General features: G+C 63.6%; 25 protein-coding genes. 13 read left to right on the forward strand and 12 right to left on the reverse strand.

All coding sequences use genetic code 11. The features are described 5' to 3' along the window. Positions 1 to 2: 2 nt before the first annotated feature. The 4 genes from NLY37_RS07030 to NLY37_RS07045 all read right to left on the reverse strand — a co-directional run bounded on the left by NLY37_RS07030 (position 3) and on the right by NLY37_RS07045 (position 3,347). Positions 3 to 731 carry a metallophosphoesterase family protein gene (locus NLY37_RS07030; protein ID WP_023743129.1) on the reverse strand — a complete coding sequence of 243 codons (729 nt, stop codon included), beginning with the start codon at positions 729 to 731 and terminating at the stop codon, positions 3 to 5. A gap of 8 nt (positions 732 to 739) precedes the next feature. Then, the gene (purB, locus tag NLY37_RS07035; protein ID WP_023743128.1) at positions 740 to 2,041 is read right to left on the reverse strand and encodes an adenylosuccinate lyase; all 1,302 of its coding nucleotides are present in this window, start codon (positions 2,039 to 2,041) and stop codon (positions 740 to 742) included. Positions 2,042 to 2,100: 59 nt separating this feature from the next. Then, positions 2,101 to 2,520, reverse strand: coding sequence for a hypothetical protein (locus NLY37_RS07040; RefSeq protein ID WP_245261354.1), 420 nt, complete (start codon positions 2,518 to 2,520; stop codon positions 2,101 to 2,103). A 101-nt stretch (positions 2,521 to 2,621) separates the two neighbouring features. Then, complete coding sequence (locus NLY37_RS07045) at positions 2,622 to 3,347, reverse strand: DUF2259 domain-containing protein (protein ID WP_023694137.1); 726 nt, start codon at positions 3,345 to 3,347, stop codon at positions 2,622 to 2,624. A gap of 137 nt (positions 3,348 to 3,484) precedes the next feature. Between NLY37_RS07045 and NLY37_RS07050 the strand changes: the two genes are divergently transcribed. Further along, entirely contained in the window at positions 3,485 to 3,739 is a 255-nt protein-coding gene (locus NLY37_RS07050) for a DUF2171 domain-containing protein (RefSeq protein WP_023743127.1), read from the forward strand. A gap of 7 nt (positions 3,740 to 3,746) precedes the next feature. Here the strand turns inward: NLY37_RS07050 and NLY37_RS07055 are convergent, their stop codons facing one another. Both NLY37_RS07055 and NLY37_RS07060 read right to left on the reverse strand, forming a co-directional pair. Next, a complete protein-coding gene (locus tag NLY37_RS07055) occupies positions 3,747 to 4,766 on the reverse strand; it encodes a P1 family peptidase (RefSeq protein ID WP_023739382.1) in 1,020 nt (339 codons plus the stop codon). Beyond that, on the reverse strand, positions 4,766 to 5,836 hold the full coding sequence (locus NLY37_RS07060) for a branched-chain amino acid ABC transporter substrate-binding protein (protein ID WP_023743126.1): 1,071 nt from the start codon (positions 5,834 to 5,836) through the stop codon (positions 4,766 to 4,768). The genes NLY37_RS07055 and NLY37_RS07060 overlap by 1 nt, the downstream gene beginning before the upstream one ends. Before the next feature lie 180 nt (positions 5,837 to 6,016). Between NLY37_RS07060 and NLY37_RS07065 the strand changes: the two genes are divergently transcribed. From NLY37_RS07065 to NLY37_RS07100, 8 genes are all read left to right on the forward strand, one after another. Continuing rightward, on the forward strand, positions 6,017 to 6,544 hold the full coding sequence (locus NLY37_RS07065; protein WP_023743125.1) for a flavin reductase: 528 nt from the start codon (positions 6,017 to 6,019) through the stop codon (positions 6,542 to 6,544). Beyond that, complete coding sequence (locus NLY37_RS07070) at positions 6,541 to 7,470, forward strand: AAA family ATPase (RefSeq protein WP_023743124.1); 930 nt, start codon at positions 6,541 to 6,543, stop codon at positions 7,468 to 7,470. The genes NLY37_RS07065 and NLY37_RS07070 overlap by 4 nt, the downstream gene beginning before the upstream one ends. A 4-nt stretch (positions 7,471 to 7,474) precedes the next feature. Next, positions 7,475 to 8,740: a vWA domain-containing protein gene (locus NLY37_RS07075; protein ID WP_286441947.1), complete on the forward strand. Its 1,266-nt coding sequence runs from the start codon at positions 7,475 to 7,477 to the stop codon at positions 8,738 to 8,740. A 59-nt stretch (positions 8,741 to 8,799) separates the two neighbouring features. Next, positions 8,800 to 9,138, forward strand: coding sequence for an XdhC family protein (locus NLY37_RS07080; RefSeq protein WP_023669077.1), 339 nt, complete (start codon positions 8,800 to 8,802; stop codon positions 9,136 to 9,138). A gap of 2 nt (positions 9,139 to 9,140) precedes the next feature. Next, a complete protein-coding gene (locus tag NLY37_RS07085) occupies positions 9,141 to 9,845 on the forward strand; it encodes an XdhC family protein (RefSeq protein WP_023743122.1) in 705 nt (234 codons plus the stop codon). Continuing rightward, entirely contained in the window at positions 9,842 to 11,452 is a 1,611-nt protein-coding gene (locus NLY37_RS07090) for an NTP transferase domain-containing protein (protein ID WP_023743121.1), read from the forward strand. Before NLY37_RS07085 ends, NLY37_RS07090 begins: the two co-directional genes overlap by 4 nt. A 185-nt stretch (positions 11,453 to 11,637) precedes the next feature. Continuing rightward, the gene (locus tag NLY37_RS07095; RefSeq protein ID WP_245271017.1) at positions 11,638 to 12,549 is read left to right on the forward strand and encodes an alpha/beta hydrolase; all 912 of its coding nucleotides are present in this window, start codon (positions 11,638 to 11,640) and stop codon (positions 12,547 to 12,549) included. 74 nt (positions 12,550 to 12,623) lie between these two features. Next, complete coding sequence (locus tag NLY37_RS07100; protein WP_245271016.1) at positions 12,624 to 13,829, forward strand: epoxide hydrolase family protein; 1,206 nt, start codon at positions 12,624 to 12,626, stop codon at positions 13,827 to 13,829. Positions 13,830 to 13,865: 36 nt separating this feature from the next. On the opposite strand, the gene NLY37_RS07105 is transcribed toward NLY37_RS07100, so the two are convergent. Then, the gene (locus NLY37_RS07105) at positions 13,866 to 14,924 is read right to left on the reverse strand and encodes a DUF1176 domain-containing protein (protein ID WP_023697587.1); all 1,059 of its coding nucleotides are present in this window, start codon (positions 14,922 to 14,924) and stop codon (positions 13,866 to 13,868) included. A gap of 124 nt (positions 14,925 to 15,048) precedes the next feature. Here NLY37_RS07105 and NLY37_RS07110 point away from each other — a divergent pair, with 124 nt between their 5' ends. Next, the gene (locus tag NLY37_RS07110; protein ID WP_023743118.1) at positions 15,049 to 15,555 is read left to right on the forward strand and encodes a DUF1993 domain-containing protein; all 507 of its coding nucleotides are present in this window, start codon (positions 15,049 to 15,051) and stop codon (positions 15,553 to 15,555) included. A 58-nt stretch (positions 15,556 to 15,613) separates the two neighbouring features. Here NLY37_RS07110 and NLY37_RS07115 read toward each other — a convergent pair whose 3' ends face one another. Then, positions 15,614 to 15,778 carry a hypothetical protein gene (locus NLY37_RS07115; RefSeq protein ID WP_023706483.1) on the reverse strand — a complete coding sequence of 55 codons (165 nt, stop codon included), beginning with the start codon at positions 15,776 to 15,778 and terminating at the stop codon, positions 15,614 to 15,616. A 326-nt stretch (positions 15,779 to 16,104) separates the two neighbouring features. Here NLY37_RS07115 and NLY37_RS07120 point away from each other — a divergent pair, with 326 nt between their 5' ends. The 3 genes from NLY37_RS07120 to NLY37_RS07130 all read left to right on the forward strand — a co-directional run bounded on the left by NLY37_RS07120 (position 16,105) and on the right by NLY37_RS07130 (position 19,145). Beyond that, positions 16,105 to 16,647, forward strand: a complete 543-nt coding sequence (locus tag NLY37_RS07120) for a hypothetical protein (protein ID WP_023706484.1) — start codon at positions 16,105 to 16,107, stop codon at positions 16,645 to 16,647. 115 nt (positions 16,648 to 16,762) lie between these two features. After that, the gene (locus NLY37_RS07125; protein WP_023743116.1) at positions 16,763 to 17,830 is read left to right on the forward strand and encodes an aldo/keto reductase; all 1,068 of its coding nucleotides are present in this window, start codon (positions 16,763 to 16,765) and stop codon (positions 17,828 to 17,830) included. A gap of 52 nt (positions 17,831 to 17,882) precedes the next feature. Beyond that, positions 17,883 to 19,145: a cysteine desulfurase-like protein gene (locus tag NLY37_RS07130; RefSeq protein WP_023743115.1), complete on the forward strand. Its 1,263-nt coding sequence runs from the start codon at positions 17,883 to 17,885 to the stop codon at positions 19,143 to 19,145. 4 nt (positions 19,146 to 19,149) lie between these two features. Here NLY37_RS07130 and NLY37_RS07135 read toward each other — a convergent pair whose 3' ends face one another. The 4 genes from NLY37_RS07135 to NLY37_RS07150 form a co-directional block, all read right to left on the reverse strand. Then, positions 19,150 to 20,178 (reverse strand): histone deacetylase family protein, encoded by a 1,029-nt coding sequence (locus NLY37_RS07135; RefSeq protein ID WP_023743114.1) that lies wholly within the window; start codon positions 20,176 to 20,178, stop codon positions 19,150 to 19,152. Next, complete coding sequence (locus NLY37_RS07140) at positions 20,175 to 20,678, reverse strand: GNAT family N-acetyltransferase (protein ID WP_031193711.1); 504 nt, start codon at positions 20,676 to 20,678, stop codon at positions 20,175 to 20,177. Before NLY37_RS07140 ends, NLY37_RS07135 begins: the two co-directional genes overlap by 4 nt. A gap of 209 nt (positions 20,679 to 20,887) precedes the next feature. Then, on the reverse strand, positions 20,888 to 21,817 hold the full coding sequence (kce, locus tag NLY37_RS07145; protein WP_023743112.1) for a 3,5-dioxohexanoate:acetyl-CoA acetone transferase: 930 nt from the start codon (positions 21,815 to 21,817) through the stop codon (positions 20,888 to 20,890). Positions 21,818 to 21,827: 10 nt separating this feature from the next. Continuing rightward, positions 21,828 to 23,201, reverse strand: coding sequence for an aminotransferase family protein (locus tag NLY37_RS07150; protein ID WP_023743111.1), 1,374 nt, complete (start codon positions 23,199 to 23,201; stop codon positions 21,828 to 21,830). Position 23,202: the final 1 nt, after the last annotated feature.

Consider the following 23,202-nt stretch of genomic DNA (forward strand, 5'->3'; position numbering starts at 1 on the left):
TCTTACAAGGAATTGGCGGCGTAGCCCGTCAGCAGCCCATGCGCCCAGCTGTCGAATCCGGTCGCCGTGGCGCGGCCGGATGCTTCGGTCCAGTCATAGCTGACCGTATGATGGCTGAACGACCATTGTCTGTCCTTGCGCGTGGCAAGGGCATAGCGGGCATCCGGACTGCCGGTCACAGTCAAACCTGGGAATGCCTGGACGCCGACACTGCCGGGATTGAGGATTGTCCGGTTGTCCGACAAGCGCACAACGCGCGGCGTATGTGTATGGCCGCACAAGGTCAGCCCGGCGCCGGCGCTGCCCAGCTTGTGCCTGATCTGCTTTTCATTGGACGGGTGGAAGTGGCTGCCTCCGTCTTCCTCGAGCAGGAACACGTCGTCGTCACTGGGGCTGCCATGGCAAAGCAGGATGTCCTGGGCAGGCGACAGGGTGACCGGCAATGCGGAGAGCCAGGTCAATGACGCCTGGGACAGGCGTTGGTGGGTGAAAGCATCGACGTCTTCCAACCCGGAAGCAGGCGGCTCGACCAGCACACGGTCGTGATTGCCGCGCACGGTCGGCCAATTCTGCGCCATCAGATATTGCGCGGTTTCTTCAGGCCATAGCGGCCCGGAAAGACAATCGCCCAGATTGACGATGATGTCGGGAGAAGCGTCTTTGATCTGCGCATGAACCGCCTCAAGCGCGCGCAGATTCCCATGGATGTCGGAAAGGACGGCCAGCCGCATCGAAAAACCTATCCGAAAACCCGCTTGAAGATCGTGTCGACATGCTTGGTGTGATAGCCCAAGTCGAATTTCTCGCGGATCTCGGCTTCGGGCAGCGCTGCGGTGACTTCCCTGTCGGCCAACAGTTCCTCAAGGAAATCAGCTCCATGTTCCCATACCTTCATGGCGTTGCGCTGCACCAGGCGGTAGGCATCCTCGCGACTGACGCCGGCTTGCGTCAGCGCCAAAAGCACGCGCTGCGAATGCACAAGGCCACGGAACTTGTTCATGTTCTTCAGCATGTTGTCGGGATAGACCAGCAATTTGTCGACGACGCCGGTGAGCCGCGACAGCGCGAAATCCAGCGTTACCGTGGCGTCCGGCCCTATCATGCGCTCGACCGAGGAATGCGAGATGTCGCGCTCGTGCCAGAGCGCCACATTCTCCATCGCCGGCAGCGCCATGGAGCGCACCATGCGGGCAAGGCCGGTGAGGTTTTCGGTCAGCACCGGGTTGCGCTTGTGCGGCATTGCCGACGAGCCCTTCTGGCCCGGCGAAAAATACTCTTCCGCTTCCAGCACCTCGGTGCGCTGCAGATGGCGGATCTCGGTCGCCAGCCGCTCGACCGACGAGGCGATGACGCCGAGCGTGGCAAAGAACATGGCATGGCGGTCGCGAGGGATGACCTGCGTCGACACCGGCTCCGGCTTCAGCCCAAGCTTTTTCGCCACATGTTCTTCGACATAGGGATCGATGTTGGCGAAGGTGCCGATCGCGCCCGATATGGCGCAGGTGGCAATATCCTCTCGCGCGTGCACCAGCCGCTCGCGGCAGCGTGAGAACTCGGCATAGGCCTGCGCCAGCTTGACGCCGAACGTGGTCGGCTCGGCATGAATGCCGTGGCTGCGGCCGATGGTGACGGTGTCCTTGTGCTCGAAGGCCCGGCGCTTCAGCGCGGCGAGCAGGCCGTCGAGGTCGGCCAGCAGGATATCGCTGGCGCGGCCGAGCTGCACCGCAAGGCAGGTGTCGAGAACATCCGATGAGGTCATGCCCTGGTGGATGAAACGCGCATCCGGCCCGACGAATTCGGCGAGATGGGTGAGGAAGGCGATGACGTCGTGCTTGGTGACGGCCTCGATCTCGTCGATCTTGCCGACGTCGAATTGGGCGGCGCCGCCTTTTTCCCAGATGGTTTTGGCGGCTTCCCTGGGAATGACGCCGAGCTCGGCCAGCGCATCGCAGGCATGGGCCTCGATCTCGAACCAGATGCGGAAGCGGGTTTCCGGCGACCAGATGGCGACCATTTCCGGCCGGGAATAGCGAGGGATCATCCGTCAGTCCTGATATGTCGGTGGTTAAGTGCGCCTCCTATCAGAGGCGGACCGAATGCTCAACGCTGCTGGCGTGCAAACCAAACGCTGGCGGCGGCAAGCGCGATGAATCCGAGCGGAAAATAGAGCCTGATACCCAGCACCACGAACTGGTAGAGCGCCGTCAGCGAGGTGAAGACCAGTTCGAACGCCCACCGGGCGGTGAAGGCCTCCGCGTGCCATTCGGCATAATAGGAGCGGTATTGCAGCGCAAACAACCCGCCGGTGAAGGCGAGCGTCGTGGCAAGCAGGCAGACGAAGGCGGCGGCGAACGCCACCTCCCAATGCCGGTCGAGCGAGACCAGCCGCGCCGCGAACAACCCGACGGGAAAGGCCAATGCCGCGCCGGTCGCAAACAGCAGGGCGACGAAGCGGATCTTTTCCGGGGTCTCCCAATTGTCGAGCCAAAGACCGGTCAGCGCGCTGGCGCCCATGGCCATCGCCCACAGCAAGGCGCCGAGAAGCGCGGTGCCCGTCGATGGTACGGCGCGGCTGACGCGATTTCCGGCGCGCTTGCGCCAACTGGATTGATCGAGCGATGTCACAGGCGTCCGGTCACGGCGATCCAGCGAAAATCCGGCCCTTCGAAGCCGTATTGGCGCACCGCGATCAGCACCGCATAGGCGCTGATGCCGTCCATCGAAAATGTCTGCACCGCGCCGATCCTGTAGCCGTTCGGGCAGCCACGGCTTTTCGGGATCGATTTATCCTCATGCAGCAGATGGGTCTGGCCGCCATCCCTGGCCTCGATCCGCAGCAAGCGAAAACCGTTGATCTCGCCTTGGCTCTGGCAGCTTTCGGTGTCGTTCATGCCGATCTCGTCCAGCCGGAATTCCAGCGGCGGGTCGACCGGCGAAAAGATCGGCCGTGGGTTGACCACCATGCGGAACGGGTCGGCCGACAATTCGGTCACCGGGTTGAAGCCGGCGGTGATGCCGCGGTTGGCGGTAAGCTCGGCCTGGGCAATGATTGCTTCGCCTTTTTGCCTGGCTTGCTGACGGGCCGTCTCGAGCGAGGCGGTCTCATCCTCCAGCCGGACCCGGATTGGCGTGCCCTTCAGGAACGTGTCGTCGGCGGTGTTGATGTAGTGGCGATTGGCATAGGGAAAGCCCGAACCGTCTGCCACACCATATTCCTCGAAGGCGAAGACGCTGCCATCCTTGCTGAAGCCGAGGATTTCAAGCTCGGCGACATCGCCCGCTTGGGCGGCCATGGCGGATGCCAGATGGACCAGCAGGCAAACGCCAATCAGGACGAGATTTCGCATCGGGGTTCCGCTCCGCCTGCCGTGGTTCGATCGTTCCCTATCACGAGACAGTCAAAACATCGTGCTATTCGAAAGGCGATGCATCCAATTTCGCCTCTGTTTGTTATCGTCGATCGTTTTCAAAAGGAGAACACCCCATGACTGAGGCCAGCAAGATTCGCGAGCATATGGAAGTGGTCGGCGCCGACGGCGTTCACATCGGCACCGTCGACAGGGTCGATGGCGAGCGGATCAAGTTGACCAAGGCCGACCGCGGCGAGGGCGCCCATCAGGGGCATCACCACTACATTCCCTTGAGCCTGCTTGCCGAGGTCGAGGGCCAGAAAGTCTGGCTGTCGGCAAATTCGGATGTCGCGGTCAGCTTCGAGGAAGAAGAGTCCGACCCGACCTGACTGAAAATCAGCGCGACGACCACACCGCAAACAGGTCGCCTTCGGCCGGCGTCGCGGCATGGATGCCGCGGCTGATTGCGCGCGCCATGGTGGCGCCGGCAGTGGCAAAGAAATCGACGGCATCGTCGGCGCTGAGTTCTATGCCGCTCTTCCCCGTCGCCAGCGCGAACACCAGATCGCCGTCGGCCGGCGTGTGCACCGGCCAGATGGCGCGCACGAAGCCGTCATGCGCTGAAATGGCCAGCCGCTTGGCTGCCGCCTTGGTCAGCACGGCATCGGTGGCGATGACGGCGATGGTGGTGTTACCACCGGCCTCGACTTGTCCACCGACACGCTTGTCGCGGTATTTCAACAGGATCCGCCTGGCGTCGTCCGGCATCGGCGAGGGATAGCCGAGGCCTCCGAACTCATCGCCGATCTCGAAGGGTGCCGCCCAGAAATAGCGTGTACGCGCAATCGTCACCGAGCCGGTCGGGTTGGCGGCGGCGAGCGCGCCGATGGTGATGCCGCTGTCGAGCGCGGTCGAGGCCGAGCCGAGGCCGCCCTTCAGCCCGGAGCTTAGCGCGCCGGTGCCGGCGCCGATTGTGCCGAGCGGAAAGTCGACTGTTGCCGCCTGGGCGGCTTCGTAGCCGAGGTCGCGGTAGGGAGGATAACGGCCCCAATCCTTGTCGCCGCCATTGCGCAGGTCAAACAGGATCGCCGCCGGCACGATCGGCACCCGAAAGCCGCCGACATCGACGCCAATGCCTTTTTCACGCAACGCCGCCTGCACGCCCGACGCGGCGTCGAGGCCGAAGGCCGAACCGCCCGAAAGCACGACGGCATGAACCGCCTCGATGGAATTGTGCGGTTCGAGCAAATCGGTCTCGCGCGTGCCCGGCGCGCCGCCGAGGATCTGCACGCCACCGACCGCCGGTTCGTCGCACAATACGGTGGTGACGCCCGATTTCAGCGTGGCATCCGACGCGTTGCCGACGCGCAAGCCGGCGACATCGGTGATCAGATTGCGCGGCCCGGTGCGAAACATCAATTCGTCTCCGCCGGCACGAAACGCGTCCCGTCGAAGCGGAAGGCGCGATAGAGGTTTTGGCTCAGATCGCCTTTGTCGTCGAACCGCAGCGGCCCGATCGCGGTGGTGAAATCATGCCCGGTTAGCGCGTCGGCCAGCCCCTTGCCCGAGGTCTGGGGCGCGGCCGAGGCCGCCTTGGCAATCTCCACCGCCGCGTAGGCCGGCAAGGCATAGCCATCCGGCGCGATGTTCTTGGCCGTAAACGCCGCCAGCACCTTGGGATCGGCGACATCGGCCCATTCCGGCGGCGCGATCATCAGCGTGCCGGCGGCGTAAGGCTCATCGCCGGGTGGCGTGCGCAAATTCTCGCCGCCGGCAAAGACAATGCCGGCCTCGAGCTGGCCGGCGTCGCGGCCCATAATGGCGATGTCGTCGCCGTCGCCACCGGCAAAGACATGCGTCGCGCCCGCCTTCTTCAGCCGGCCGATCAGCCCGATCTGGTTGTCGAGCTGCGGCCGGAACGTGTCTGTGAAGACCGGCTTCAGCGCCGCCTGTTCGGCCGCTGCGCGCAGCGTCTCGGCGATTTCGCGGCCATAGATGGTCCCGTCATCGACGATGGCGAACAATTCGCTCTGCCACAGCCGGGTCAGGATGCCGGCCACCGCATTGCGCTCGTCGTCGCCGCGTGGCCCCAGCCGGTAGACCGGCCAGCCGGTTTTGGCGCGGCGATCGGTCAGGCTTTCGGTGCGCACGCCAACGGTGATGACCGGTATGTCAGCGTCCTTGAGGATCGGCAGCGCCGCCTGGATCGCCTCGGTGCAGAGGAAGCCGACGACGATATCGACCTTCGCAGCGGCGAATTCCCTGGCGGCGGCAGCCCCGCCATCGGCGGTGCAGGCATCGTCGACCGTCTTGATCTCGGCGCCGTTGGCTTCTGCTGCCAGGGCAGCACCCGCCTCGATCTGCTTGCCCAGGATCGCCGACGGACCGGACAGGGGTGCGGCGACGCCGACAAGCAGCGTCTGCGCGCCGGCGCTTGCCGGCAGCAGCCAGAGCAGTGCCGCTATTACAGCTGTTGGGGGTCGCATTCTGACGACGAATTCCTCCGTGCCGGTCGCATGCTTCCAGCGTCTCTTCCGCCAAGACCTAAAGGCTGCCCGCCCCAGGCGCAACACGGGAATTTGCGGATTGGCGTCAACCACTTCGCTTGTGGCCTATTGTGTGCCGCCATATATAACGCTTGGATTCCCGCTTATGGAAAATCATCGGTGTTGAAGTTGAACGACATAGGGCCTCAGGCCTATCGCGACGCGATGGCGCATTTTGCCGGCCACGTCCATGTGGTGACCACCGACGGGCCCGCCGGCAAACGCGGCACGACGGTGATTGCCGCCTGTTCGGTGTCGGACACGCCGCCAACCGTGCTTGTCTGTCTCAACCGCGAGAATGCCAAGAACGAGCTGTTCGTGCAAAACGGCCGGTTTGCGCTGAACACATTGGCTTCGCACCAGCAGCCGCTATCGGTGGCGTTTTCAGGCCTGACCGGGCTGTCGGCCGATGAGCGTTTCGGGCTCGGCGAGTGGGACGTCATATCGACGGGCGCGCCTACCCTGAAGGGCGCTCTCGCCGTGTTCGACTGCGAATTGATCGACACCAAGGATCTGGCCACCCATCGTGTGCTTTTTGGCAAGGTGACAGGCCTGCGCATGGGCGATAATTTGCGGCCGCTGATCTATCACGCCCGCGACTACCACGTGCTGCAAAGCGGGGCAGAGGCGGCAACGGAGAAAGAATGACCGAGCTGAAACCGCGCCCCGCGCCGCGGACGATCGACGAAACGCTCGATCTCCTGACCGGCGCGGACTACGTCGCGGACCGCTCGCTGGCAACGGTGCTGTTCCTGTCCCTGCGCATGCAGCGGCCGCTGTTCCTTGAAGGGGAGGCCGGCGTCGGCAAGACCGAGATCGCCAAGGTGCTGGCGCACGCACTCGGCCGCCGGCTGATCCGCCTGCAATGCTATGAAGGGCTCGACGTCTCGTCCGCTGTCTATGAGTGGAATTACGCCGCGCAGATGATAGAGATCCGCATGGAGGAGGCGGCAGGCTCGGTCGACCGCTCCGACATGGAGCGCAATGTCTTTTCCGAAAAATACCTGATCCGCCGCCCGGTGCTCGATGCGCTGACCGGCAAGGCGGGTGCGGCCCCGGTGTTCCTGATCGATGAGCTCGACCGCACCGACGAGGCTTTCGAAGCATTCCTGCTCGAAATCCTGTCCGATTTCCAGGTGACGGTGCCCGAGCTCGGCACGATCAAGGCGGAGGAACCGCCGATCGTCATCATCACCACCAACCGCACGCGCGAAATCCACGACGCGCTGAAGCGGCGCTGCCTCTATCACTGGGTCGACTATCCCAATGCCGAGCGCGAGTTGGAGATCGTGCGCCGCAAGGTGCCGCAGGCCAACAGCCGACTTTCCGCGGAAGTGGTGTCGTTCATCCAGAAGCTGCGCCGGGTCGAGCTGTTCAAGGCGCCGGGTGTCGCCGAAACCATCGACTGGGCCGGCGCGCTGACCGAACTCGACAAGGTGGCGCTTGATCCCGAAACCGTCTCCGACACGATCGGCGTTTTGTTGAAATACCAGGACGACATTGCCCGCATCGGCGCGGGCGAGGGCCGGCGCATCCTCGATGAGGTCAAGGCCGAACTGGCGGCGGCGGAGTAGGGCAGTGAAGGCGCCGGGTGCTTACCCCAAAGAGACCGAACCCAGAGAGGCGACGGAAGACGGGCGCATCGCCGACAACATCGTCTATTTCGCCCGCACCTTGCGCAAAGCGGGCATGCGCGTCGGGCCGGCTTCGGTCAAGGATGCGATCGAGGCGGTGCTGGCCGCCGGCATCGGTTCGCGCGACGATTTCTACTGGACGCTGCATGCCGTGCTTGTGTCGCGGCACGAGGATCACCCTGTTTTCGACGAAGCCTTCCGGCTGTTCTGGAAATCGCGCGAGCTGATCGAGAAACTTCTGGCGATGTTCTCGCCTGTGGCGCCCGACACCAGGGAGAAGCAAAAGCCGCGCGCGGCAGAAAACCGCGTCAGCCAGGCCATGTTCGAAGGCCACGAGAAGAATCGGCCGGTCAGGGAAATCCCGGAGATCGAAGTCGACGCCCGGCTAACCTTCTCCGGGAATGAAGTGCTGCGCGGCAAGGACTTTGCCCAGATGAATGCCGACGAGATGGCAGACGCCAAGAAGGCGATTGCCCGGCTGCGGCTGCCGTTCGACATGGTCCGTACCCGACGCTTCAAGGCAGACCTGCATGGCCGCCGTATCGATCCACGCGCCATGATGCGGTCGGTCGCCCGAACCGGCGGCGAACTGATCCTGCCGAAATTCCGTTCCGCCCGCAAGGTCCATCCGCCGCTGGTCGTGCTTGCCGACATCTCCGGCTCGATGAGCCAGTACACGCGCATCTTTCTGCATTTCCTGCATGCGCTGACCGAAAAACGGCGGCGCGTGCACACCTTCGTCTTCGGCACGCGACTGACCAATCTCACGCGGCAGATGCGCCATCGCGACCCCGATGCCGCCCTTGCCGACTGCTCGGCGGCGGTGAAGGACTGGTCGGGCGGCACCCGCATCGGCGATACGCTGGCGGAGTTCAACAAGCACTGGTCACGCCGCGTGCTCGGGCAGGGCGCGGTGGTGCTGCTGATCACCGACGGGCTGGAGCGCGACGATGTCGCCGGCCTGTCGGAGGAGATGGATCGCCTGCACAAATCCTGCCGGCGGCTGATCTGGCTGAATCCCCTATTGCGCTTCGACGGTTTCGAGGCCCGCGCCCGCGGCGTCAGAGCGATGCTGCCTCATGTCGACGAGTTCCGCTCGGTGCACAATCTCGATGCGCTGGCCGACCTCTGCGCCTCGCTGGACAAGAAATCGGCCGCTTCGGTCGATCCGCGTCGCTGGCTGGACGCTGGTGTCAGGCGCGCCGCATAGCCATATTGGATTCCGAAAAACAGGCTCCCAGAGAAAAACAGACTTTGAGGCAAGCGATCATGGACAACAGCATCTATCTCGATGAGGCCCGCGACCCCTTGATCATCGCGGAAGGCTGGATGAAGGACGGCAAGGATGTCGCCATCGCCACTGTGGTCGAGACCTGGGGTTCGGCGCCGAGGCCGGCCGGCAGTCATCTGGTCATTGACGCCGAAGGCAATTTTCACGGCTCGGTCTCGGGCGGCTGCGTTGAGGGTACCGTGGTGAGCGAGGCGATGGACGTCATCGACTCGGGGAAAGCGAAGATGCTGGAGTTCGGTGTTGCCGACGAAACCGCCTGGCAGGTCGGCCTGTCCTGCGGCGGCCGCATCAAAGTCTATGTGGAGCGGCTCGGTTAGGCATGGATCCCTACGCTCTCAAAGCCCTCAATGCCGAACGCCGTGCCCGCCGTGCGGCGATCCTGGTGACCGATCTCGGCGACGGCCGCGACCGCATCGTGCGAGAAGGCGACCAGGTTGCCGGCGATCTCGGGCAAGCGATCGCCAAGGCTTTCCGCACCGGCAATTCGGGTTCGGTCGAGGCTGAAGGGCGCACCTTCTTCCTCAACGCGCATTTGCCGCAGCCGCGCCTAGTGGTAGTCGGCGCCGTCCATATCAGTCAGGCGCTGGCGCCGATGGCCAGGATCGCCGGCTATCCCCTGGAGATCGTCGATCCGCGCACCGCCTTCGCCACCCCGGACCGTTTTCGCGATGTAGCACTCCATGCCGAATGGCCGGAGGATGTGCTGAAACGCCAGCCGCTCGACAGCTATACGGCGCTCGCCGCCGTCACCCATGATCCGAAGATCGACGATTTCGCACTGAAGGCCGCGCTCGACGCCAACTGTTTCTATGTCGGCGCACTCGGCAGCCGCAAAACACACGCCAGGCGCGTCGAGCGCCTGCTGGCGCTCGGCGCCAGCGCCGACCAGATCGCCCGCATCCACGCACCGATCGGTATCGACATTGGCGCGGCGAGCCCGGCCGAGATCGCCGTCGCCATCCTGGCGCAGACGATCCACGCCTTTCGCTCGCGCGGGCTGGAATCGAAAGGCGCTGCGGCGTGAGATTCGGTCCGGTTCCAATCGACAAGGCGCAAGGCGCGGTGCTGGCGCATGCCACGACGGCGGGCGAGCGGCGTTTCCGCAAGGCGCACAGGCTGAGCACGCAGGACGTGGCGGTGCTGAAGGCGGCCGGCATTACCGAGATCGTCGTGGCGGTGCTTGCCGCCGATGACCTCAGCGAGGATGCGGCGGCCGAAAAGATTGCTGCCAGCATGGCCCACCGCAACATAGAGGCAAAACCGGCCGCGACCGGCCGCGTTAACCTCCATGCCAAGGCCGCCGGTCTCTTCACCGTCGATGCCGCCATGATCGACGCCATCAATGCGGTCGACCCGACCATCACCATCGCCACGCTGGCGCAGCACGCGCCGGTTGAGCAGGGCCAGATGGTGGCGACGGTCAAGATCATCCCGTTCGCCGTTGCCTCGGCCCTTGTCGATGCGGTGACAAAGATCTGCGCCGGCGGCGAGATCTTCGCCGTCAACGCCTACCATCCGGTGCGCATCGGCGTCATCCAGACGGTGCTGCCCGGCATCAAGGCGAGCGTGCTCGACAAGACGCTACGCGTCACCGAAGCGCGGCTGGCACGCTCCGGCGGCCGGCTGACGACGGAGCGCCGCACGCCGCACGAAATTGCGCCCGTCGCCGAGGCCGCCGCCGCGCTGGCGCGCGACAACGACATGGTGGTGATCTTCGGCGCCTCGGCGATGAGCGATTTCAACGATGTCGTTCCGGCGGCGATCGAGGCAGCAGGTGGCACGGTGATCCGCGCGGGCATGCCCGTCGATCCCGGCAATCTGCTGGTGCTGGGCACGCTCGACGGCAAGCGCGTCATCGGCGCGCCCGGTTGCGCCCGCAGCCCCAAGGAGAACGGTTTCGATTGGGTGCTCGACAGGCTGATCGCCGGTCTCGACGTCACCGCCAAGGACATCGCCGGCATGGGCGTTGGCGGCCTCTTGATGGAAATCCCGACCCGGCCGCAGCCGCGCGAGCCGCTGCCGGCGAGAGCCGGGCTGAAGGTCGAGATCGTGCTTCTGGCCGCCGGTCGCTCCAGCCGCATGGGCGGGCCGAACAAGCTTCTGGCGCTGTTCGACGGCAAACCGCTGGTGCGCCGGACAGTCGAGCGCGCACTGGCCTCGAAGGCAACCAGCACCGTTGTCGTCACCGGCCACCAGCGTGAGCGGGTGCACCAAGCCTTGACCGGCCTCGACGTGATCTTCGCCGACAATCCGGATTTTGCCGACGGCCTTTCCTCGTCTCTAAAAGCCGGCATTGCCCGCGTTGGAGCCGAGGCGGCCGGCGCCATGATCGTCCTCGGCGACATGCCGGGTATCTCATCGGCCGATCTCGACCGGTTGATCGAGGCCTTCCGTAGGGACGGCGGCCGCTCAGTGGTGCGTGCCGCCCATGACGGCCGCCGCGGCAATCCGGTGCTGCTGCCACGCGCGCTGTTTGGAGGCATCGCTCACCTCGAGGGCGACACCGGCGCCCGCCATCTGGTCGAGGCCGAGGGACTGGATGTCATCGACGTCGAGATCGGCGACGGCGCGGCGATCGATGTCGACACCCGCGAGGCGCTGGAAGACGCCGGCGGCGTGCTGCAGGATTGACAAAGCGAAGCCGAAAAACGCATGCCTTTAGCATGGCTCTCTCTTTACTTGCCTCAGCGCTTCTACCCCCCTCTGGCCTGCCGGCCATCTCCCCCTCAAGGGGGGAGATCAGCAGCCTCGATGGCGGCGTCTATCCTGCAGCTTTGAAGATTGGCGGAAGGCGGCGTGATATCCAATCTCCCCCCTTGAGGGGGAGATGGCCGGCAGGCCAGAGGGGGGCGGCCGCGCTCCATAGCCTTCTGATTTCGCTCTTTTTCCTGTTCTCTGCCGCTCACGCCGACGCGCTCGAACTAAAACCCTACAAGGATGACCTCTTCGCCTATCCGGCGACGCTCTCGTCCACGGACAAAGGCGCCTACACCGTCATCGACTATCGCGAGATGCGCGACATCAACGACCGCGACGAGGTGCCGGAAAAGCGCGTGCAGGCTAAGTATACCGACACCGGCGTGCGCAAGGTGCAGCGGGATTTGATGCTGAAAACCGATGCCGGCGATGTCAGGCATGTCGCCGTAGGCAAGACCGAAGGCGCCGGTATCATCGTGCTTTACCTGCACGGGCAGGGCGGCAGCCGCAAGCAGGGCGTCGACGACTTCACCTTCGGCGGCAACTTCAACCGAATCAAGAACCTGATGGCCGGCAATGGCGGCCTCTATCTCTCACCCGATTTCACCGATTTCGGCGACAAGGGCGCGGCCCAGGTCGCGGCGCTGATCGGCCACTATGCCGAGGCCTCGCCGGACGCGAAAATCTTCGTCGCCTGCGGCTCGATGGGTGGTGCGCTGTGCTGGAAGCTGGCCGGCCGCAACGATACGGGACGGCGCATCAACGGGCTGCTGCTGCTCGGCTCGCTATGGGATGACAGTTTCCTGTCGAGCCCGGCCTACAGGCGCCATGTGCCGGTGTTCTTCGGCCAAGGCAGCAAGGATCCGGTCTTTCCCGTGGAGAAGCAGGAGGCCTTCTTCCGCTCGATCACTGCGAACTCGAAAGCCTATCCAACCCGGTTCGTCCGGTTCGAGACCGGCACACATGGCACGCCGATCCGCATGGTCGACTGGCGCCAAACGCTGAACTGGATGCTGTCGAAGGCGCCCTGAGGCATATCGCCCAGAGGTGCCCCTTGGTTTTGGCAATCATGGTTCGGCCGATATCCTCTTAGGTGTAGGCTGATATGATCCAACAGATCGGAAGCACAGCGATGGACGCCCACCCCTTCAAGATCCAAATTCCGAACGAACAACTTGAAGATCTCCAGCGCCGGCTTAGCGCAACAAGATGGCCAATTCCGCTAAGCGAAGCGGGCTGGAGCGATGGGGCCGAGCTGCCGTTCATCAAGCGCCTTGCGGATTACTGGCGAGACCGCTTCGACTGGAGAGTGCAAGAGGCGCGGCTGAACCGGCTGCCGCAATATCTGACGAGGCTGAACAACCTAGATGTCCACTTTGTCCACCAGCCAGGCAACGGACCGGCGCCGCTGCCGCTGATCATAACGCATGGCTGGCCCGGCTCGTTCATCGAAATGGAACACGTCATTCCATTGCTGGCAGACCCAGCTGCCCATAGTGGTGACCCGGCCGACGCTTTCCACGTGGTAGTTCCCTCCTTGCCCGGATACGGCTTTTCCCAGGCGCCGACGGAACCAGGCTTCCATTCCGGCCGCATCGCGGAGTTATGGGTACAGTTGATGCGCGGGCTCGGCTACGACCGCTTCGCTTCCCAAGGAGGCGACATCGGCGCGGGCGTTTCCGCCTGGATGGCACGGCTCCATTCCGAAAGCGTGCTTGGCGTCCACGTCAATTACATTCCCGGGAGCTATCGGCCACCCTTGGGTGCAGGTCTGCCACCTGTCACCGTTGAGGAGCAGGCCTTTCTGGAAAAGGCCGCGGCCTGGACGGCAACGGAGGGCGCCTATGCCCATCTGCAGGGCACGAAGCCTCAGACGCTTGCTTATGCTCTGACAGACTCGCCGATCGGTCTCGCAGCCTGGATGATCGAGAAGTTCCGTAGCTGGAGCGATTGCGACGGTGACGTGGAGCGCACCTTCGGCATGGACACGCTCCTTACGGATGTTTCTCTCTATTGGTTCAGCAACGCGCTCACCTCGTCCTTGCGACTCTACAAGGAGAATCGACTGTTCCCTCTTGCGTTCGAGACGCTGGAACGCGTTTCGCCGCCATTTGGGGTAGCGCTTTTCCCTCGCGAGTTGCCGATGCCGCCTCGATCCTGGGTGGCGCGGGTCTTTGACGTTCAGCGATGGACATCGATGCCGCGAGGCGGCCATTTCGCTGCGCTGGAGGAACCGAGTCTTCTGGTCGAGGACATTCGCGCCTTCTTCCGGCCGATGCGTTCGCGGCCTGAAACGAGAAGGCGAATGTGAAGGACTGCTTGAGCGCGGCGGTTCCTGCTAAGACCCCTACGGCGCGGTGTTGTAGTCGACCACCGTCTGCGGGTTCTCCTCGCCATCGTAAGACGCGTCCACATCATATTGGACGAGGGAGAAATCGCCGTTACGGAACAGGTATATCCCCTTGTCCGAGGCGTCGCCGATGCCGCGCCATTTGTTGAACGTGGTCAGCGTCTTGGCTTCTTCGTCATATTCGGAATTGGCCGCCCAGCCGGTTGTGCGGAAGCCGATGATATCCATGCCCAGCAGTTTGCCGTCGCTGTCATTGTTCTCGTAACGGATATCCATTTCGGGCTCGGTGAACTGCAACTGCCGCACGCCCGATACTTCGTCGGTCATGTAGTAGACCGAACTTGCGTTATAGGCTGCCGCTTGGCAGTAGAACTCGAAAAGCCGCGTTTCCTTGTCGGGATCGCTGGCAGCCGCGTCCTTTGCCTTGTATTTGATCGAAAAGATGTTCGGCTCCTCGCCGAGAAATTGCTTGTCACACTGATCGCCATAATCGGCGGCGAACAGTTTCTTCACCTGCTCGAGTGCGGTGTCCTTCTTCGGCGGCGGCGGCCCGTCACCACAGCTTGGCGGCAGCGCCCCCTCGAAATCGGCCTTGGATGGCTTCAGCGCGCCCTTGTCGATAAAGATTGGTCGGAACGGCGGGGCCTGGATCTGAGCGCTGACCTGGCGCAGCGTGTAGCAGCCGGCGAAGACTGCTTCCTTGCCGTCCTTGTCGGTGGCGCGGATGGCCACCGGGACACTGTAATAGATGCTGCCGGCGGCACCTTCATCGGAAATGGCGCCGGTTTCCACGTCGACCTTGTCGGTGCCGTCATAGCCCTTGACGAAAGTGTCGAAATCCTTTGCCGGCTTGGTATCGCCGTAGTAAGCCCAGGCGCGGGCGAATTCGTGCCGATTGATGGCACTGTAGAGCGAACGGACCACCGCTGCGGCATCCGACCTGTCGTCGACATAAGGTGCCTGGTCATCGGTCGCCGGGTCATCATCGGCCAACAAAGCTTGGCTGGATACAGCAAGGGAGAAAAAAGCGGTCGCTGCCAGAAAGACAAGTCTCATCGGGGATCTCCACCACGACAGGATTCTATCACATCGATTGCGGCGACGTGGTGACGCTTGAAAAATCCTCCGGGAAGGCGCTACGTCCCGCCGTCGGCGCTTCAGCCGCAATGGAGATTTGAACGTGACACTATCGATGTATGAAGCCTCGGTGCCGGTGTTTTCGGCCAGGCTGAAGGCGCTGTCCGGCGTGCTGTCGGCGGCCGAACAGAATGCAATCGAGCGCAAGATCGACCCGCAGGTGTTTTTGACCGCGAGGTTGGCGCCCGACATGTACGCGCTGGTCAGGCAGGTGCAGGTCGCCACCGACCACGCCAAGGGCGCGCCATCAAGGCTGGCCCGTCGCGAGGTGCCGAAATACGAAGACAATGAAGCGACCTTCGCCGAGCTTCAGGCGCGCCTGACCAAGACGCTCGATCTGCTGGCGTCATTCTCGGCCGCCGAATTCGATGGTTCGGATGAAAGGGTGGTCGAACTGAAGTTTGGCCAGCGCGAAGCCTCGATGCCCGGCATGCAGTATCTGCTGCATGTCGCCATGCCCAACTTCTATTTCCACGTGACCACCGCCTACGACATCCTGCGCCACAATGGCGTGCCGCTGACCAAGGGCGCCTATCTCGGTAATCGTTGACGAATTCGGCATTCCGAGGTTTCCCGGTCGCTGCCGGGAAACCTCGTCTCGCGCTGGTTCAGCGCACGGACATTTCGCGGGCTATGCGCGGGAAGTCGGCCGGCTTGATGCCGATGTCGGCGCGGTCGGCATTGCTCATCGAGTGCAGCAGTGCCAGGGCGGAACGATAACGCAGATGCTCCTGCGGACGCGGACGGGCAAACATTTCAGTGAAGAACCCCATGATTCGGCCCCTAGTTGATCCTCCACATCTTCGAGTATAGGCAAATTATGAAGATTGTGCAGTGCAGCATTTGCATGGCAGCCATGCCGGGGGCGCAATTTTTTCGGCACAATTGGCTCACCCGCTGAAACTTATGACTGGTGCCGACCGTACGCATAGACGCTGGCACATGGCCGGCTTTTCCTCGCCACTCCTGGCGAATTTCCGGACTGCATGCAAATGCAGTCCGGCTTTTTGTTGAGCTGCACCATCAACCGGTCGCGCAAGCCCGGCGAACGCCTAAACTGGTTAAGATCAGCGGCATTCATTTTTAACGAGCCGGTTCTATGCTGCGACCGGCTCTGTTCGCACGCTTAAACGAGGGGGAGGCTGACATCGGCGCCAAGCGGGATTTCGCTTCCTTGCTCGACGATCTGTTCGTTGCCTCCGACAAGGATGAGGCGGCGGAAGAGACGAGCGCCCGGCCGTCGATCCCGTTCGACTATCTCTCCGTGGCCGACGAGCTTCATTCCGGCCGCATCAAGGTCTCGGGCGAAACGTTCGCAGCCGAATACCGCGAGGCGGGAGCCGATCTCGCCGCCGAATTCGCAGCCCTTCTCGATCATGCCAAGCTGGCGCTGGCCGGCGAAGAGGCAAAGCCCGAGGAAAAGCTGCCGCCGATCGACCCTGACGCGATCGCCGTCGAGCTCGGCCTCGATCATCCAGTCAAGAACGCCGATCTCGGCCGCATGCGCCGCAGCTTCGCCTTCGCCAACCACCCCGACCGCGTCGCGCCGCATCTGCGCCAGCGCGCAATGATCCGCATGCAGGTGGCCAACATGCTGATCGACGAGGCCAAGCGGCGCGCTTTGGCTGGCGTCCGGCGCTGACTTTCCAGGGTTCACGCAAAAGTCGGTCCGCTAAGGGTTGGAGAGCGGCGCCGCTTTCCCTATAGATGCGGCTTCCTTCCAGCGTAGCCGCGCAATTCCCGCCGGAGAAAATTCGATGCATAAACGCCGTCTCGGTCGGACCGATCTTCTTGTGACCCAGATCTGCCTGGGGTCGATGACCTGGGGCGAGCAGAACACCGAGGCCGATGGCCATGCGCAGATGGATCTGGCTTTTGAGCGCGGCGTGAATTTCATCGACACCGCCGAGCTCTACCCGATCCCGCCCAAGGCTGAGACGCAGGGGCGCACGGAAAAGATCATCGGCAGCTGGATGAAGGCCAAGGGCAACCGCGACAAGGTGATCCTGGCCTCGAAGGTGGTCGGCCGCACCGCCAACAGCTGGTTTCGTGGCGACCGTCCGTCGAAATTGGTGCGCGCCGATATCTTTGACGCCATCGACAAATCGCTGTCCAAGCTCGGCACCGACTATCTCGATCTCTATCAGCTCCATTGGCCGGAGCGCGACATCCCCTGGGGCGCCAACCCGACCCGCGTGGGTGCTGTGCCGCGCCGTGCCGATGCCATTGGCGCGCCGGCCGGCGAGACACCGATCGCCGAGACACTCGCAGTCTTCGAGGAGCTGGTGAAGGCGGGAAAGATCCGCCATCTCGGCCTGTCGAACGAAAGCTCCTGGGGCGTCATGCGCTTCATCGCCGAGGCCGACAAGGGCGTCGGCCCGCGCATCGTTTCGCTGCAGAACGCCTACAATCTGGTCAACCGCACGTTCGAGGTGAACCTCGCCGAGGCCTGCGAACGCGAGGATGTCGGCTTTCTCGCCTATTCGCCGCTGGCGCAGGGCTATCTCACCGGCAAATACGACCATGGCGCACGGCCGCAGGGTTCGCGCTCGCAGCTGTTCAACCGCGGCCAGCGCTACGAGACGCCAAATGCGGCGGAGGCGCAGCTCGCATACAACAAACTGGCGCGTTCCTTCGGCCTTGAACCGGCGCTGTTTGCCAACGCCTATGTCGCCAGCCGGCCTTTCGTCACGTCCAGCATCATCGGCGCGACGACGATTGCCCAGCTTGAGATGGCGCTGTCGTCAGCCGATGTGACCTGGACCGACGAGATGCAGAAGGGCGTGGATGCGATCCACCAGCGCGTCGGCAATCCGTGCCCATAAGCAGACCGTTTGGCCGGGATTGCCGAGCAAAGACAAGGGGAAGGGGACAGCCATGGATTTTCCGATCGAGACCGTCAGGGGAAAATTTCCGGCGCTGGACCTGACCGATAAAGGCCGCCGGCGCATCTATCTCGACAATCCGGCCGGCACGCAGGTGCCGCAAGCGGTCGCCGATGCCGTGGCGCGCTGCCTCTTGACCACCAATGCCAACCTCGGCGGCTATTTCGAAACCACGCTTGCCGCGCAACAGGTGGTCGACGACGCTCATGCGGCGATGGCCGATTTTCTCGGTGCGGCAAGCCATGAGGAAATCATCATCGGCGCCAACATGACGACGCTGACCTATCACATGTCGCGCACGCTCGGCCGCGGCTTCAAGCCAGGCGACGAGATCATCGTCACCCGCATGGACCATGAGGGCAACGTTTCGCCCTGGCTGCAGCTAGCCGAAGACCTTGGCCTGGTCGTGCGTTTTCTGCCTTTCGACGAGAAGAGCTGGCAGGTCGAGGAGGCGGCGCTGAGCGCTCTGCTCACCGACAAGACGCGGCTTGTTGCGCTGAACTATGCCTCGAACCTCACCGGCTCGATCAACCGGGTGAAAGCGCTGACGGCCATCGCCAAACAGGGCGGCGCGCTGGTCTATGTCGATGCCGTGCAGTTCGCGCCGCATGGCTTGGTCGACGTGCAGGAGCTCGGTTGCGATTTCCTGGTCTGCTCAGCCTACAAATTCTTCGGCCCGCATATGGGCATTCTTTGGGGTCGTCGCGACGTCATCGACGCGCTGCAACCCTACAAATGCCGCTGTTCGTCCAACGGCCTGCCGGAGCGTTTTGAACTCGGCACGCCGCAGATCGAGCTGATGGCCGGACTTACCGCAGCGGTCGATTACTTCGCCGAACTCGGTGCTGCGGCCGGCGAGGGCGGTTCGCGAAGGCAAAAGATCGCGAAGGCATACGAAGTCTCGATCGCCTACGAGAACCCGCTGGCGCTGAGGCTGATCGATGGGCTGTCCGCCATTGAGGGCCTGACCATCCGCGGCATCACCGATCAGAAGCGTGTCATTGAGCGCGTGCCGACCGTGTCCTTCACCGTCGACGGCATCGTGCCAGAGACGATCGTGCGGCAGATGAATGCCGAGAACATTTTTCTATGGTCGGGTCACAACTACGCCTGGGAGATCGTCCACCATCTCGGCATTCCGGCCGAGCAGGGCGTCGTGCGCATCGGTATTGCGCACTACAACACGGCGGCAGAGATCGACGAGACGTTGGAAAGCGTGCACCGGGTGATCGCCATGCTGAGGCAGCAGCGCTAGTCAGCTATCGCTGTTTGCCGCCGAAACCGGTGAGGAACGCCGTGAGATTGTCGCCGAGCGCGTCGCAAAGATAGCCGCCTTCCTGGACGATAACCGTCGGCAGGCCGAGCTTGGCAATTGCCTCGCCGATCCGCGAGAAACCGGGCGTGGTCACCGAAAGCCCGCCGAACGGATCGCCCTCGAACGCATCGAGACCGAGCGCCACGACCAGCGCGTCCGGCGAAAAGGCGCGGATACGCTGGAACGCCACTTCGAGGGCTTCCAGAAACGCCGCGTCGGCTGATTTGCGCGGCAAGGGCAGGTTGAAATTATAGCCGAGGCCCGGACCTTCGCCGCGCTCGTCGGCATGACCCCAGAAGAACGGGTAGAAGCGCACCGGATCGGCATGCAGCGACACTGTCAGCACATCGGCCCGGGCATAGAAGATGCCTTGCGTGCCGTTGCCGTGATGCAGGTCGACATCGAGGATCACCACCCGCCCCACTTGCTTGCGCAACACCTGGGCTGCGACCGCCGAATTGTTGATGAAGCAAAAGCCGCCAGCGACATCGGCAAAGGCGTGGTGGCCGGGCGGCCGGCAGAGCGCATAAGCGGCAGGCGCGCCCGATATCACCGCTTCGGCTGCCTCGACTGCACTCCAGGCGCTCCACAGCGCGCTGTGCCAGGTTTCGGCGGAGATCGGGCAAGCGGTGTCGGCCATGTGGTAGCCGGCCTGGCCGACCGCCGAGGCCGGATAGGACCCTGTGCGGGCCAGTGGATGGATGTTGGGGATGACTTCCGCGGATGCGCCCTCGATGCGCTGCCAGCGCGCAAAAATGTGTTCGAGGAAGGCGAGATACTCCGGCGTATGCACGGCCGCCACCGGGCCTAGGCCATGTTCCCTGGGCCGCTCGATCATCAATCCGGCGGATTTTGCGCCGGCTAACAATCGCTCTACCCGCTCCGGCTGTTCGGGATTGGGCTGCGGCGCACCGCTGGACAGAAAGGCCTTCGGGTCGTGGCGTTTCTGCTCCTCGGCAAAGAAGGCTTTCATTCCGCGTCCCCATCCTGCGCTGCATCGGCAAAGGCGAAAAAGGCATCGCCAACAATCTTCTGCGTCTGCTCGTAGCTCGACCAGGCGATGCCCAGCCGCTCATAAAAAGCCTTGGCGCCGTCATTGTCGGTGTCGACGGACAGCCTGAGATAGGCGCCGCCATCCCGGCGGCAGTCGAGCGCGACCCGGCGCAGCAGTCTTTCGCCGATCTTGCGGCCGCGAAACCGGTCCTCGACATAGAGGTCCTGGATATAGACGCCGGGCCGCCCCATCCATGTCGAGAAGATCGGGAAATGCAGGCAGAGCCCCGCAAAATCGCCGCCGATCTCGGCGATCAGGGTGGAGAAGGCGGGTTTGTCGCCAAAGCCGTAGCGGCGGAGATCGTCGGCAGTGGACGTGATCTCCTGATGCGCGCCGATATGGGTGCCGAGCTTGAGCAGCGCGGCATGGATGGTGTCGACGTCGTCGATGGTGCCGGGGCGGAGGGTGACTGTACTCACGATAGGCAAGGCGCCCAGGCACCCCCCTCTGTCCTGCCGGACATCTCCCCCTCAAGGGGGGAGATTGGCAGCTTTGGCGCTGCCATCCATTTTGCAACGATTGAGATTGGCGAAGGCCGCAGTGACATCCGATCTCCCCCCTTGAGGGGGAAATGGCCGGCAGGCCAGAGGGGGGTGTGCCAGAAGGCCATCATCGCAGATCAATCATCTCAAAACGCCACCCTATCACCGCCCTTCAGCGCCAGCATCTCGCGCGCCTCGGTCGGCGTTGCGACCTCCAGCGACAGGCCATCGAGAATGGCGCGTATCCTGCGCACCTGATCGGCATTGGATTTCGCCAATTGCCTTCCATCGTAGAGACTGTCCTCCAGCCCGACGCGGACATTGCCGCCCATCGCCGCCGCGATCGAGATCAGCGGCATCTGGTGGCGGCCGGCGGCGAGCACCGAGAACTGGTAGCTGTCGCCGAACAGCTTGTCGGCGATGCGCTTCATATGGATGAGATTGTCGGGATCGGCGCCGATGCCGCCGAGAATGCCGAGCACGAACTGGATGAACAGCGGCCCCGACACCAGCCCGCGGTCGCGAAAATGCGCCAGCGAATAGAGATGGCCGACATCGTAGCATTCGAACTCAAAGCGCGTGCCGCAGCCCTTGCCGAGCTTTTCGAGCACGCCTTCCATATCGGCAAAGGTGTTCTTGAAGATGGTGTCGCGCGTGGCTTCGAGCAGCTTTGGTTCCCACTCGTGCTGCCACTCCCTTGGCTTGTCGAGCATCGGGAACAGCGCGAAATTCATCGAGCCCATGTTCAGCGAGCACATTTCCGGCTCGGCCCGCAGTGGTGCCGCCAGCCGCTGGTCGAGCGTCATCAGCGACGAACCGCCGGTGGTGATGTTGATCACCGCATCGGTCGCTTGCTTGATGCGCGGCAGGAATTGCATGAACACCTCAGGATCGGCGGTCGGCCGGCCGTCTTTGGGATCGCGGGCGTGGAGATGCAGGATTGAGGCGCCGGCCTCGGCCGCCGCGATGGCGTCAGCCGCGATCTGGTCCGGCGTCACCGGCAGATAGCGCGACATGGACGGGGTGTGCACCGAGCCAGTGACCGCGCAGGTGATGATGACTTTCCTCGGCGCCATTCTTTAGCCCTCAGCCTTCGACCGGCAGGTCGAGTTCGGCGGCCAGAACTTCCAGCGAATCGCCGATGATGGAAATGATCTCGCCGACCTCTTCAGCCGTGACGATCATCGGCGGCGCCACCATGAAATTGTCGCCGTCGACACCGCCCTTGACCCTGCGGCCGTAGATGATCAGCCCGCGCTCGTAGGCGAGGTCGAGCAGGCGCTGCGTGGTTTTCTTGCCCTGCTCGATCGGCCGCAGCGTGTCGGGATCGGCAACCATCTCGGCGCCGGTGAGCAGGCCTTTGCCTCGGACATCGGCGATGAACGGAAAACGCTTCGCCAGCCCTTTCAGCCCGTCCATCAGCACGTCGCCCATCGCGGCGGCATTGGCGATCAGGTCGAGGCGGTCCATCTCGCCGAGCACGGCGAGCCCGGCCGCGCAGGCGAGCGGATTGCCAGCATAGGTGTGGCCATGCTGGAAGCCGCCCGACGCCAGCAGCGGCTCGACCAGCCGCATCGGGGCGGCCAGCGCGCCGAGCGGCGCATAGCCGGAGCCAAGCCCCTTCGACAGCGCGACGATGTCGGGCTTGCAGTTCCAATGGTCGCCGCCAAGGAATTTTCCGGTGCGGCCGGCGCCGCTCATCACTTCATCATGGATGAGCAGGATGCCGTAGCGGTCGCAGATCTCGCGTATACGCGGATAATAGCTGTCCGGTGCGACGAGGGCCGAAGTCGCCGCACCGCCGATCGGCTCCATGATGAAGGCGAGCACGCTGTCCGGGCCCTCGGCCTGAATCTTCTCCTCCAGCATGTCGGCATAGCGGACGCCGCGCTGCTCCATCGAAAGATTGTCGCGGTCGCGCCATGCCGTCGGCGCCGGCACGGTCGGCATCACCCGCATCATCGGTGTGAACGTTTCGGCCAGCGCATCGTCGCCGGTTATCGAAAGCGAACCCAGCGTGCCGCCATGATAGGAGGGAAAACGCGTGATAACTTTCCAGCGCTTCGGCTGGCCGGTCGCGACCGCCCATTGCCGCGCCAGCTTGATGCAGGATTCCGTCGCCTCCGAACCGCCGGAGACGAAGAAGATTCGGTCCATGCCCTCCGGCAGTTTGCCGGCGAGCTCCCGCGCCAGTTCTTCCGCCGGCTCGTTTTCGAAATGCAGGCGGTAGGCGAAGGTGGCGCGGTCCATCTGCCGCTTCATGGCGTCGAGCACGTTGCGGTTGGAATGGCCGATATTGGCGACCATCGGTCCGCTCGATCCGTCGATGAAGCGGCGGCCGTCCTGCGTCCACATATAAATGCCTTCGGCGCGGTCGATCAGCGGCCGGCGCAGGCTGGAGAGGTAGAACAGGTGCGAGGGCGCGCGCGTTCCTGAACCAGTTGATGAGGGCTTCTGCATG

It is taken from the genome of Mesorhizobium sp. C395A (assembly GCF_030323205.1).
In the GTDB taxonomy this organism is placed as follows: domain Bacteria; phylum Pseudomonadota; class Alphaproteobacteria; order Rhizobiales; family Rhizobiaceae; genus Mesorhizobium.

Bases quoted from the DNA above. Each gene is read 5' to 3' on its own strand.
- NLY37_RS07105 (WP_023697587.1), bottom strand. From the start codon at position 14,924: ATGAGACTTGTCTTTCTGGCAGCGACCGCTTTTTTCTCCCTTGCTGTA.
- NLY37_RS07070 (WP_023743124.1), top strand. From the start codon at position 6,541: ATGACCGAGCTGAAACCGCGCCCCGCGCCGCGGACGATCGACGAAACG.
- NLY37_RS07045 (WP_023694137.1), bottom strand. From the start codon at position 3,347: ATGCGAAATCTCGTCCTGATTGGCGTTTGCCTGCTGGTCCATCTGGCA.
- NLY37_RS07130 (WP_023743115.1), top strand. From the start codon at position 17,883: ATGGATTTTCCGATCGAGACCGTCAGGGGAAAATTTCCGGCGCTGGAC.
- NLY37_RS07085 (WP_023743122.1), top strand. From the start codon at position 9,141: ATGGATCCCTACGCTCTCAAAGCCCTCAATGCCGAACGCCGTGCCCGC.
- purB (WP_023743128.1), bottom strand. From the start codon at position 2,041: ATGATCCCTCGCTATTCCCGGCCGGAAATGGTCGCCATCTGGTCGCCG.
- NLY37_RS07135 (WP_023743114.1), bottom strand. From the start codon at position 20,178: ATGAAAGCCTTCTTTGCCGAGGAGCAGAAACGCCACGACCCGAAGGCC.
- NLY37_RS07055 (WP_023739382.1), bottom strand. From the start codon at position 4,766: ATGTTTCGCACCGGGCCGCGCAATCTGATCACCGATGTCGCCGGCTTG.
- NLY37_RS07125 (WP_023743116.1), top strand. From the start codon at position 16,763: ATGCATAAACGCCGTCTCGGTCGGACCGATCTTCTTGTGACCCAGATC.
- NLY37_RS07150 (WP_023743111.1), bottom strand. From the start codon at position 23,201: ATGCAGAAGCCCTCATCAACTGGTTCAGGAACGCGCGCGCCCTCGCAC.
- NLY37_RS07060 (WP_023743126.1), bottom strand. From the start codon at position 5,836: ATGCGACCCCCAACAGCTGTAATAGCGGCACTGCTCTGGCTGCTGCCG.
- NLY37_RS07030 (WP_023743129.1), bottom strand. From the start codon at position 731: ATGCGGCTGGCCGTCCTTTCCGACATCCATGGGAATCTGCGCGCGCTT.
- kce (WP_023743112.1), bottom strand. From the start codon at position 21,817: ATGGCGCCGAGGAAAGTCATCATCACCTGCGCGGTCACTGGCTCGGTG.
- NLY37_RS07100 (WP_245271016.1), top strand. From the start codon at position 12,624: ATGATCCAACAGATCGGAAGCACAGCGATGGACGCCCACCCCTTCAAG.
- NLY37_RS07115 (WP_023706483.1), bottom strand. From the start codon at position 15,778: ATGGGGTTCTTCACTGAAATGTTTGCCCGTCCGCGTCCGCAGGAGCAT.
- NLY37_RS07050 (WP_023743127.1), top strand. From the start codon at position 3,485: ATGACTGAGGCCAGCAAGATTCGCGAGCATATGGAAGTGGTCGGCGCC.
- NLY37_RS07040 (WP_245261354.1), bottom strand. From the start codon at position 2,520: ATGGCCATGGGCGCCAGCGCGCTGACCGGTCTTTGGCTCGACAATTGG.
- NLY37_RS07080 (WP_023669077.1), top strand. From the start codon at position 8,800: ATGGACAACAGCATCTATCTCGATGAGGCCCGCGACCCCTTGATCATC.
- NLY37_RS07120 (WP_023706484.1), top strand. From the start codon at position 16,105: ATGCTGCGACCGGCTCTGTTCGCACGCTTAAACGAGGGGGAGGCTGAC.